This window comes from Stenotrophomonas sp. PI_27 (assembly GCF_027854495.1).
GTDB lineage: Bacteria > Pseudomonadota > Gammaproteobacteria > Xanthomonadales > Xanthomonadaceae > Stenotrophomonas > Stenotrophomonas pavanii.
On the sequence record NZ_JAJNOF010000002.1, the window covers coordinates 329,729 to 342,545 of the forward strand.

Below are 12,817 nucleotides of genomic sequence, written 5' to 3' on the forward strand. Positions count from 1 at the left end.
TGGATCTACTGCCGAGCCCGCCGTCGGGCGCGCTCCTGCACCCGGCGGCACCGTATCGGTGGTCCTCACCGCTGATGGCCGCTCCCTGCCCTCCGTGCCGTCCTGGCTGGGGCCGCTGCCGTTCCTTGGCGGCTGGCCCGATGCTGTCTGTTCCTGCAGGTCAACTGCATCCACGCATGGCGTGGATCTACTACCGGCCACGTTCGGCAGCATTGTGTGCCGACCCAGGTCGGCACCTGCCAGGATCGTGCGGTGCCTAGCGGCGCTGCGTGCCCTCGTCGCGACTTGCCTGCGGGAACTGGAACGCGCTGTCGGCGTCGTAGCCGTCGTTGGCGGTGGCGCCACGCGCCGGCGGGTTGATGCTGCTGGTGCCGCTGCCGAAGCCGAGAATCTGCACGCTGATCACCGACGGCTGGTTGCGCCGTGCATCGTCCTGGCTCTTGCGCATCACATCCTGCGCGGCCTGGCTGGCGCTGTTGGCCGCCGCACTGGCCGAGGCCAGCGCATTGACGTTGACCGATGCCAGCACCGGCAGGCCCTTGCTCTCGCCCTGCACCTGGATGTTGGCCGCGTTCAGCACCTGCAACGCGGCCAGGTTGATATTGCCCGAGACGCGGATGCCGGCCTCGCCCGCATCGATGGTGCCCAGCGGCGCGATCAGGTCGACGTCGCCCGGCCGCACTTCGGCAATGGGGTTCAGCGTGGCGATGCCTGCACCACTGGCCGGGGCCTGCGGCGACAGGATCACATTGCCCCAGCCGTCATAGACGCGGCGCGGCGGCGTGTACAACAAGGTGGTCTGCGAACCGCGACCGGCATTGATGTCACCCTGTTCCGACCAGGCCAGGATGTCACCGCCGAACGTGGTCATCACCCGCGACAGGCCCAGCAGCACGCTGTCCTGGCTGAACAGCCGGATGTCCCCCTGCCCCTGCGTCACCAGCCCGGCACTGGCCGGTGGCACCACGCCCTGTACCCCCACCACGATCTGTCCACCCGGTGCCATCAGCTCGATGTTGCCGCCGGCTTCGGTACGCACGCCGGAGCCGCCATACATCAGGATGTCGCCGGTGCGCTGGATCGTCGCACCTGCTGCATCCTTGTCCGGCATCAGCGTGGCGATGGCCTCGCGGCCGCGCAGGTAAGAACCAACGCGTGGCCCATTCCGATCGGTGTACTCGCGGCCGCCTTCGCGCAGCTCGGCGTAGTAGACCTGGCGCAGGAAGATCCGCTGCTGCTCCTTCGGCAACCGGTCGAACGCCGCCAGTGCCTCGGCGCCGTCGGCGGCCAGGCCGAAGCGCTGCTGCAGCCACTGCTTCAGTTCCTTGTCGTAGATCTTCACCGCCTTGCCGGGCTGCGAAGCCAGCGACTGCGCCGGGTCGGCGAGCCTGGCCGGATCCAGATAGCGTGCGCGCAGTGCGTCGAAATCAATGTGCTGGTTGCCTGCGGTCACCGCAATGCTTGCGCCTGGCCGCGTATCACCCTGCACGATACCGCCAAGGCTGACGAGGTTGCCCGCCTCTTCCTGGCGCAGCTGCCGGCCTGCACTCACCTCGACGTTGCCGGGGCCAGCCACCGTCAGGTTGCTGCGGATGATGTCCCGTCCCGCTTCGATCCCACTGATGTCGGTACCGCTGGTGTTGAGCGCGGTGACGTTCGCATTGATCACGTCACGCCCAGCGCGCAGTTGCACTGCCGATCCCGCTTCATACCAGTCAAACAATGTCCGGTTCGCGGTACCGGTGTTCTTCTCCAACTGCCGGCGATCACCACTGCCCAACCCGATGATGTCACCGGCCACGGCATAGAAGCGGCTCGGTGATGTGGGCCGGGACGTCAGCGCACCGGTGGTCGGGGTACTGGGACCGAACGCGAACAATGGCAGCATCGCCGCCGGGTCTGGCCCCTGCACCCCATCGTTCGATAGATTGTGGCTGACCCGGGTCCGGCTGACGCCCTGCTGGGCCATGAATGCAGGATCAAGCGGGCCAGGCAGGCGGGCGTCGCTACCGGAACGTGCAATGCCGGTGGCATTGGTCGCGGCATGGATCGAACCCCCGGCCAGAACATCGAGTCGACCGCTGGCCGAAGGCGCGAGCAGGATCACATCGCCCGTGGTCGCCCCCGGTCCGAGGCCTCGAAGCGAGGCGCTGATGATGTCACCACTCGCAGCCACCGCGCTGAACCTGGACGGATACAGCCAGTAATTGATGCTGGCGGGAACGGATTGCTCGCGCAGCGCGATGCCCTCAGCGAACATGTTGCTACCGGTTGCATGCAGGCTGCCGGCCAGGCTGGGTGCGAGATTTCCGCCTGCCGAGAACAGGTCCAGTGCCGTGCCTCGGGTCCAGAGCGAGAACCACGTCGTGCCAGCTGCATGCTGGCCATCGCCCAGAACCACGTCGTTGTAGTTGGCCGTCGGTACACGCCCAGCATCTGCGGCGCCACCGAGAACAATGTCACCACGGGCCTGCAGCCGGGCAGTGGAATCCCCCAGGATGAGCACGGGCCCGGCCATCGCCACCGGCGCGTCGGCCACGAACGGATCCTTCAGGCCCAGCGTTCCGTAGCTGCTCTGTATCGCGCTGAGGCCACCGATGCGTGCCGCCTGCAGCAGGGTGCTGCCGCGCAGGTTGGTCACCGCGCCATTGAGATCCAGATCCTGCAGGAACCCTTCGGGCTGCTGCGCGCTGGCGCGCAGGCCCGGGTTCAACGCACCGCCACTGCGCAGCGTCAGGTCGCCGCCACCGGTCAGATGCAGCTCACCGTTGCTGACGCGCCCGGTCGACCCGACCGCAGCAACAATCGCGCTGGAGTGAGGCGCGGTCAGCAGGCCCAGGGCATTGCCCATCGGGTCCAGCACGCCCGCGTGCCGGCCCGCTTCCAGTGACAGGTTGCCGCCTCCCAGCGTGCCGAAGCCGGTGAAGCCGACCATGCGCGGCGCTGCGTCCGCTTCGGCGCCCACGGTGCTGTACGTGCCGAAGTTGATCCACCAGCTCGTCGGTGTCGCCTGCACGCCTTCGGTGGTGCCCGAACCCTGCCGCCACAACCAACCGCCCACCGCCGCGCTTGAATGCCCGGCCTGGTCACGCTGCGCCGTACCCGATTCGGACCGGGCGGTCCAGGCGTCGCCGATGATGTCGCGCCCGGCTTCAACCCTGACATCGCCGCCATGGTCGGGATACCACGCACGGTAACCGGCGAGCGCCGCATCATAGTTGCCCGACACCTGGTTCTTGCCCAACAGCGCGGTCTGCCAGGGTGCAGCCGAACGCGCCGTGTTGAACTGCGCATCGCGGCCATCACCCAGCGCCGTCGGCGCACCTGCGGTGTACACACCGAATCCGGACTTCATGCGCACGTCCTGCGCGGCCAGCAGCGTCAGGTCTCCCTTACCGGTGCGCAGCACGCTCCAGGCGGGAGCGCCCAGCCGCTTGCCATAGGTCGTGACTTCGGTCAGCGTGCCGCCGCCGTAGCAGTAGCCCATTGCCGCGCAGATCTCTTCCTCCGACATGCCCATCTCGGCGCCCAGTTCCGTAGCCGGGCGGCCGACCCAGGATTCATCGCCCCACCATGCCAGCGAGCCTTCCTTGTCCACCAGGCGCGGCGCGGCGCCGCAGAACGGACCTGCATCGCAGATCTCTGCCTCGGTAACCCCGAAGATCTCGGCGACCTCTGCAGGTGACTTGCCCGCCAGGCTCTCGTCGCCCCACCAGTACAGTGAACCTTCCAGATTGACGATCCGATCGCCCTTCCATTCCGTGGTCGTGGTCACTGTCCCGATGGTGCTGTAGTGGCTGTCGGCCAGCACGATGCTGCCGTCGCTACCCCAACGGCGGGTCCGCGGATCGGCGGCCGCCGTATCCGCACCGGCCACCGCGGACAGGTCCCAGGAGGTGGTGCCTTCGGGCAGCATCGCCGCCAGCGCCCAGTTGCGTCCCTGGCGCCCGCTGGCGTCGGCCGTTCGCAGCTTCACCGGCGCATCGCCGGCCAGTTCCACCTTGGTCATCGACGGGATGATCGCACCGGCATGCAGGTCCAGCGCGCCCGACAGCTTCATCGCCATCGGCAGCGCGACGCCGGCCGGCCACACCTGTGCGGCCACCGGCGCCGGTGTGCGCAGACGGAAGCCGGCGCCCAGGCGCGCACCCGCCTGCAACGACAATGCCTGGGCCAGCACGGTGCCAGCCGCGACCACCTCGCCACCCGCCCTCGTCACTGCTGCGCCCAGCACGGTGCCGGCCGGCAGCAGCAGCGGTCCCGACAGCCGCATTTCTGCCGGCAGCACAGTTCCGGCCGGCAGGGTCACGGCGTCGAAGGGAAGTGCATAGTTCAGCGTGGCACCGGCGCGGAACTCGGTGCCGCGCTGCAACTGCACACCCTCGCCCGGCACGATCAGGTCACCACCGAACGCAGTGTTGGGCGTACCGCTACTGCGCCCTTCCAGCAGCACCCAGCCGTCCTCATCGGGATTGGCGGGCGGCGGCGCGAAGCCGTCGTTGATGCTGCCGTAGACGTTGATGTCACCCTCGGCACGCAACACCAGCGCGGCCGACTCACCGAACCCGCGCCGCGCTGGATCGGTCCGGTTCGACTGCGGTCCGTAGCGGTACCCGGACAGATCGATATCGCCGGCCACGACCAGATCGCCACGCGGGTTGTCGCTGCTGGTCCGCGCCACGATCTGCACGCCGGGGCGAAGGCGGTAGCTGCCCAGGGCGGCAGTGCGCTGCTGCAGTCCTGCATTGGCCAGCGCAGCGTTCATCCATTGGCGGTTGTCCGGGTCCACCACCGTATCCAGCCACTGCTGGTTGATCACCTGCGGACGATGGCCATGCACATCCGCAGCACTGGCCAGCGGCGCCGAATCATAGCTGCGGAAGGCGTTGACCTGCAGGTCGCCGGCACCGGCGATGCGGAGTCCGCTGGCCACGTCGATCGCGGCGTCGTTGCTGCCCACGCGTGGCACGTTGAGCTTGACGCTGCCGCGTGCGCGGCCATCGTTCTGGCCCGGGCCGTTACCTGCGGCCACCGATGTGCCGGCGCGCAGGTCCATCGAAGACGACGCGCCCAGCTGCAGTTTGCCGTTGGCCGAAGTCAGTTCGATCATCGCCCGGTTCGGGCTGTCGATGATCTTGCCGTAACTATCGACGCGTAAGGCGCTGCCATGCGCATCCAGCGCCCCGTCTACGCGCAGCAGATCGCGGGCGGAAAGACGGATGCTGCCGACCTGCTCACCACTGGCATCGATGCGGCCGTTCACCTGCAGGCTGCCGCCATCGACGCTGATGTCCACGTGGCGTGCCTTCACTTCATCGCCGATGACAAGGTCGCCTTCGCTCAACTGGAACGTCCGGCCACCAGTAATGCCACCGGCAGTAAGCCGGGTGTTCAGGCCGGAGAAGTCCTGCAACTGGCGTGCACGCACTACCAGCTCGCCGCCGTCGTAGGGCACTTCAGTGCCACCGGCGTCGTAGCGGCCGCTGGCTCCGCCAAGCAACGTACCTGCCAGATCTACACGGCCGCCCTGTGGGCCCAGCGCAGACACCGTCAAGCGGCCACCGCGGTTGTTGCGGGCGGAAAGATCAATGCGCGACGCCGCGTCGGCAACAATGTCACCTTCATGGCTCGACAGCGCGACGTCACCGCCCCAGCTGTACTTGTCCACGTCGAACAGGCTGATCTTGCGCCCCGCCATGTCCAGCACCGCATGGCTGCCAAGCGCCATGCCCTGGCGGGCATTGGCCTCGAACCGACCGGACGCCAGCGCCACCCGGCTGTCGATCACCACGCGTTCGGCTGTGATGGACAGCTCCGCACCCAATGCATCGCTGCCCGCGGTCGCCGCGGCGCCACGCAACTGCACCGTTCCGCCATTGCGGATGGCCAGCTGCGCACCCGCGCTGCCGGTCAGAAGCGGGGTGACGATATCCAGCGCGCCGCCGCTGAACTGCCAGCCACTACCTGCCACGTAGTCGCCCTGCCGCTGGAAGACATCCAGGCTGCCCTTGCCGGAGAACACCATGCGATCCGACGCTGCCAGCGTAACGCCGGCGAAGCCAAGCACCTGGCGGTCAGCGGCCACCGACGAACTGGGCCGGGTGAAGGGCGCTCGCCCCAGCTCCAGCACCCGCGTAGTGATTTCCAGCTGCCCTTGGCCAAGCCGACCCACCATCGCCTCGCCGGCCGGCTGAGTCTGTTCACCGCCGGGCAATGGGGTGCCGGCCAGCGTACCGTCCCACACCAGCGTGTCGGCGAAAATGCGCGCACGATCGGTCGCGGTGCCGTAACCGTGAATGGCTGGCGCGCCCAGCACCAGGCTGCGCAGACTGCTGCGGCCGGTCGCACCGTCACGCGTATCCAGGTCCACGCTGCCGAACACATTGATGGCATCGCGCGCAGTCAGGCTGAGGGACTCGAGCGCCGGCGCGCCGGTGGCGGTGTTTCCGCGCAGCAATCGCTGCAGGACCTCCTGATTCATCGTCATGCCCGCCGGAAGACCGCCGGCTGCCGCTGCCGCCGCAATGGCCTCGGCGCTGCCGAGATTGAGCGCCGACATGCCCAACCCGAGCTGGCGCGTGCCGTAGCTCACCGCGTCGCCAATGCTCAGAGCGCCGTCGGTGACCACATTGATGCTGCCCGCCGACAGCAGCCGGGTCTGCCCGCTGCAGTTCGATCCGCAACCCCCGATGTCGATCGCCACCGGACCGGCCGCGCTTCCCCCCTGGGTACTGAGCGCCGTGAGGCGCTGATTGGACACGGCCAGCAGACCGCCTGAAACCAGGTAGGGTGCAGTGGGTTGCGCCACGCGCGAAGGATCGGCCTGGGGCAGGGTGTTGATCGAAGCGCCCTGCTCCACCAGGATGCCGTTGCCCCCGAATGCAGCCGACAACAGGACTTCCTGCGCCGAAAGGCTGACACCGTTGCGCAACACAACATGCTGTGCCGTGCCTTCCACCGAGTAGGTGGTCGCATCACGCCGCAGCGCGCCGCCGATCAGCAACGTCGACGGGCGGAATGCGTTGAGCGCACTGTCGAAAACGGTAGCCCCGCGCCCGCTCGCTGCAGCGCTGCCCTCCGTGACGATTTCCAGCATCGCGTCGTTCGACGCATGCAGGTTGACCGAAAGCGTGCCGCCGCGTCCGTCATTGCTGCCCGCATTGAAGCGGGACAGGCCGTGGAACGTCACTGCCGGCGCGCCGGTACGGCCCGCGCCTTCGCCGAATGTCAGGCTGAGAGCCGCGGCATCGGTCGGTCGCCAGCGCAACGCTTCGCCTCGTCGTTCGGCCACGCCCTCCACGAACGTGCTGTAGGACGTTTCGTTGTAGCTGGCATGGCGGCGCACCGCTTCGGCCGGGGTCAGCACCAGATCGGTGAGCAGTGGCGACACTGCCCCGCCCAGGCCTTGCGCCTGGTGCCCGCTGACACGCCAGGAACCCGTGCTTGTGGCCACCGGCTGCGTGTTGCCACGCGCATTCTCGGCACCGATCTCAACGCGGAATGCCCCCTTCTGCAGGGCGTAGTTGGCGGGCAGCAGCGTGTAGGTTCCGGCGGGCAGACCCGGCACTCCGCCGGGGATGACGATCTGCTGGCCGACCCGGGGGTCGGCGCTGCCGTCAGCGGTCGCCAGCGGCGCCTGCATGTCCGTCCGCCCCGGCACGATCGCATAGACCGCATTGCCGGCACGGCTGAAGCCGTAGCGCGGGTTCGCATCCGCCAGCGCATGCCGCAGGATGTCGACCGAGCCACCCCGCCCGGCTACGAACGCGGCGCCGGACAGTTCGCCGCCTCCGGACACATCCACGACGCTGCCGGCGGCGCCGTTGAACGCACTGGCCACGATGTCCACGCCCATCGGAATGTTGACCGATCCGGGGCCCTGAACATCGAAATCGGCACCGTCGCGGCGCCACGCCACACCATCCACGGTGCCGCCGAACGGCAGCGTCAGGCCGGCGCCACTGACGGAGGTCACGCTGCCCGCAAGCAGCCCGACGCGCGCAGCGCGACTGGAGTTGAACTCAGTACCACCCAGCTGCACCCGGCCCCACGGCGCCTGCACGTTGCCGCCCTGCACTACCGTGGCGGCCGTCAGCGCCAGGCTGCCGAACGCCGAGTCCGGTGTCGGTTGCGCGCCACCACCGACACCGTGGATGCGCAGTACCGCCTCTGGGTTGGCCCAGCCCGGCAGTCCCGAAGGTCCGGCCTCAGGCACGCCGGCCACGATGCGCCCCTGCGCCCGCGCGGCGGGATACAGGCGAGCGGCACTGATATCGATCGATCCCGGTGCGGCGAACCTGGATTCCTGCAGACTGCTGGCCATCGGAGCCAGCATTCGGATGTCGCCGCTGCTCTGCAGGTTGACATGGTCGAAGCTCGCCAACCAGGTGACATCGCGCAGGTCGATCAGGTCTGCGGTCACGTCGAACCGATGCTGCTTCGCTGCATCGAGCGACGCCTCCACCGGCCGCAGCGTGCCTTCCCCGGCCGGCTGCCACCAGCGCCCCTGCGCAAGACGCACGTAAGGTGCGTTCAGCAGCAGGCGACTGCCCTCCTGGTTGCCCTCCGCAACGCCCAGGGCGCGTTCGTTCAGGCCATGGATGCGCAGGCTCTGGTCCATGCGCAGAGTGACATCGCCCTGTGCCCGGATATCGCCGAACAGCGAAAGATGATCGAAGCCACCGGCCTTGATCTGCTCGACGGAGAGCGTGGCATGGCCGTACGCCAGGCGCTCGGGCAGAGCCTCGCCCGCCGGTGTGTCCTGGGTGAGCGAGATCGCCCGCGGTGCCAGCACCTCCTTGTTCCTGGCCGTCGCACCATAGGTGCCGCCGCCGAACGCAACCCCCAGCGTGCCACCCCGTGCGCCATCACCGCCCGCCGATGCGTCGAGCGCCCCCTGGAGGTACAGCGCATTGGCTGCACGCAGCACGATGCTGCCGCCATCACTGTCCACCCGGGTACGGCCGCTGCCTTCGACATCAAGCCACGCCGAGGCACCGGAAGCCTGCAGCCGCGCTCCGCGCTCGATGACCACAAAGGTATCCGGTGGCAGGTGGCGGACGTTGTCCTGGTCTTCCCAGTCCAGTGCACCACCAATCTCGATGGTTCCGCCCTTGCGCACCTGGCCGCGCAGCATCTGCCGCGCATCGCCCATGGAAACCGCATCGCCACTGACATCCAGCAGCGCACCCTCGGCGATCGTCCAGCGGCGCTCGCGGCGTTGATCGCCGCGCACACCGGTCGGGTCGAATGCCTCGTCGAGGCGGATGCGCCCGCCCGCTGCCTGCAGGTGGCCGGCCACGGTCACGTCACCCGAACCGAACAGCTCGATCGTCTGGCCGGGATCAACCCTGACCCCGGCCCCGGTGCCGACGCGCAGGTCGGCCGCAGACAACAGATGTCCCGCGCGCAGCACCAGGCTGGCGCCACCGCGTTGGGTTACGCGCCCATTGCCAGGATCGGCCGTGTACAGCGGCTGGGTCCAGGCCTCCAGCGCCTGCTCCCGCGCCAGCACATTCTGTGCGCCAGCTGCCAGGCGAACGCCCGGCCGTTCCACGTGCAGCAGGGTGCCCTCTTCAACCGTCAACCCGGCATGGCTGGCAATGTCATAGCGGGCAAACCCACTCGTGAACAGCGGGGCCTGCAACCTCAGCAGATCCTCTGCGGCCGCGGTGGAATCGCCGATGGCCAGCTTGCCGCCCGTTGCCAGGGTCAAGGCACCGCTGCCATTGCCGAGCGCAGTGATGTTCACGCCATTCCCCATGCGCAGCCGGCCGCTGCCGTCCGTGGCGACATCGGTACTGGCCGCCTGCAGGCTGACACTACCGCCCTTTCCGACGCGTCCCTTGCCATCGGTACCGATCGCACCACCGGCATCCACCGAGAGAAGGGCGCCATCGCCCAGGGTGATGTCATGACTGCCAACGAAGCGCACCTGTCCGCCATCGATCCACGCCTTCGTTGCCAGTGCATCGGTGGACAGCAGTGCGTTGCTCCAGCCGCCGGCAAGATTGATGCGGGCACCGGCAGCAACCTCTACGCCCGCGCGATCGCCGGAGAGCAGCGCCGTCGGCCGGCCGAGTACCGGAAGCAGGTTGCCCGCCTCCACCTGGCCACCGGCGATCTGCACGCTGCCGCCGAAACTGACCTGGCTGCCGGTGAGCGCAAGCTGCCCGCCCTCCTGCAGCGTGAGCGTTCCGTCCAGCGCGATGTGCCCGGCCGAGGCCAGATCCAGGCGTCCCCAGCGCTGTCCGCTGAGTACGTCGCTGTCCAGCCACACGGTGTTGCGCCTTGTCGCCCCGATCGGCGCCTGCAGCGACCATGGCGTGGGATCGGCCGGGATCCCGCCGATGCGCACCTGCGAGTCGAACACCCCGTTGCGACCCGTGCTGTCGAAGCGGCCGAGCCAGAGTTGTGCGTTGCGCGCCACTGCCGTCTGCGACTGCGAGTACCCCTCCTGTTCCGGGTCCGGCCGTGATGTCTGCAACTGACCCTGGAAGGTGCCTGTCTCCACCTGCCCCTGCAGCACCACGGTGGGTGAAGAGACCCGCAGCCGGCCCGCATCACGACCGACGGTATAGCCATTGTCGAAACGCTGGCCGGGTGCCACCAGCGGATTGCGGAACGATTCGGTCACCCCCCATCGTTCCTGCTTCACTTCGTAGCCCTGGTACAGACCGTCGTACAGCATTTCGGCCGGTGCATCATCAAGCCGGTACAGCTGCCCGTCGCGCCCACGCAGCCAGCTCTGCTGGACCACGCCCGACTGTACGTCCAGGCTGCCACCGGCCAGATTGATGCGGGACCCGGCATGGCTGACCACTTCTTGGCCGGCCAGCTGCACGGTGCCGCCCAGCGCCGCCCACTCACCGATTGAATGCCCCTGGTTGTCCAGGTAACCGCCCACCTCAAGCAGGCCGCCGCCGGCGTACCAGCGCGTGCGGTCATAGCCGCCGGTGCCGGCAGCGACCTCGGTCAGCTGGCGGCGGTCGATCCACACTTCGCTGCTGATCAGCTTGCCACTGTCACGGTTGTCCGGCGAATCGCGCAGTTCATTGCCCTGCACCTTCACCTTGACGTTGTTGCTTTCCATCGCCACCTGCACGCCTACTGCACCGGAGACGTCCACCCGCGCCCCGTCGTCCAGGTAGCTGCGCCGGGCTGCATCGGAAACGACCTGGCCACCGGTCGCCACCGCCAGCGAGCCCGCCTGGAAATTCACGTCGCCGCCGGAGACGATCTCGATGCGCGACTGATCGCGACGGTCCTGCAGGCGCGAGAGGTTGTCGAAGGTGCCGCTGTTGCTGGACCCGCGAAGCCTGTCCTGCTCGGCGGATTCCTTGACGAGCGCATCGCGCTGGGTATCCAGCGCGGTGGCCTTGCCATCGTCTTCGATCAGCACCGCCGTGGCAGACCCGGCCTGCAGGGTCACGCTGCCCTTGCTGTCGGATGCCGAGTTCAGCAGATGCACGGTGCCACGCTGGTTCAACGTCGTGGTGGCTACCGCCACGCCGGCCTGTTCGACGGTGCGGCCGGCCAGCGTGACGTCGCCTTCGCGCGCCTGGATCAGGCCGCTGTTGCGCACGTGGCCGGCCGTGCTGTCGCTGGCGAAGCGTGGGGCGATCTCATTGCCGCGGGTGGTGGACGCGGTGTTCTGCGCGGTGCCCACGCCGCGACGGATCACGAAACTGTCACCGGCCGCCAGCTGCGCCTGTCCCTTGCGGGTTTCGATCTGGCCTGCGTTCTCCACGCTGTGGCCCGCCAGCAGCACATAGCCACCGCCACGGGTGGCCGTGGTCGGTTCATGGGTGGCGATGCGTGCACCGCGTTCGACCATGACCTTGCCCACGGCATCGGTCAGCGCCGAGGTGTTCGCGTCGGCACTGTACAGGCCGTGCTCACGGAACTGCGCGTCACTGATCCGCGCTGCTGCCGCAACAAGGTTGCGGACGTTGACCTGGCTGTTGTTGCCGAACACCACGCCGTTGCGGTTGGCCACGAACACGGTGCCATTGGCCTTCAGCTGGCCCAGGATCTGGCTGGGCCGCGCCTGCGGATCATTGACGCGGTTCAGTACCGCCCAGTCGGGGTTCTGCAGGAAGTTCAGCGTGGTGTTGCCACCGATGTTGAAGCTCTCCCAGTTCAGGATCGCCTGGTCCGCAGTCTGCTCGATGCTGACCTGCAGCCGCCCGTCGGCAGCCTGCGACTGGATGGCCTCGCGGGCGTTGATCCAGCCGCGGGTCAACGGATTCTCGTCGACCTTCAGGCCGTCCTTGCCGAGGCCGTCGGCCACCACCACGCCCGCATCACGTCGCCCCTGCCGCGCCTGTTCCTGCAGGCGCTGCTGCAGGGCGATCGCCTGTGCGGCCGTGCCCAGGTTGTCGATCGACTGCTGCAGCTTCTGCCGCGCCGCATCCTGCTGCTGCGCGGGCAACTGGAACTGGACCGGCACGCCGTTGGGCATGCGCCCGCTCTGCGCCGCCGCGCCCTGCGCCGCGCCGCGCTCGGCGAACCAGCCCGGGCTGAATGCCTGCTGGGCCTGGCTGGCCGGTGCCACCACCGTGCCCAGGGCCACGGCAACGGCCCAGGCCATCGGGTGGCTGCGCCACAGGGCAGCAGGAGGGCGGGCGTGGGGCGAATGCGGGTGCGACATCGGGGACCTCGTCAACCTGATGGGCCGCGTCAGCGGCGGCGAGTACGGATGGGCCTGCGTGACGCACGCCCTGCACCTGATAGACGGTGGTAGTGGCGTGAAGGCGACACCCCGCTTGCCACCGTGCGGGGCGAAAACGCAGAAAGCGCCGGCATTGCTGCCGGC

At 68.5% G+C, this 12,817-nt stretch carries 1 protein-coding gene; it reads right to left on the reverse strand.

The window, feature by feature from the left end; all coding sequences use genetic code 11:
* Nucleotides 1-256 precede the first annotated feature (256 nt).
* Nucleotides 257-12,652 (reverse strand): filamentous haemagglutinin family protein, encoded by a 12,396-nt coding sequence (locus LRM18_RS03780; RefSeq protein WP_270951300.1) that lies wholly within the window; start codon nucleotides 12,650-12,652, stop codon nucleotides 257-259.
* Nucleotides 12,653-12,817: the final 165 nt, after the last annotated feature.

Bases quoted from the DNA above. Each gene is read 5' to 3' on its own strand.
- LRM18_RS03780 (WP_270951300.1), bottom strand. From the start codon at position 12,652: ATGTCGCACCCGCATTCGCCCCACGCCCGCCCTCCTGCTGCCCTGTGG.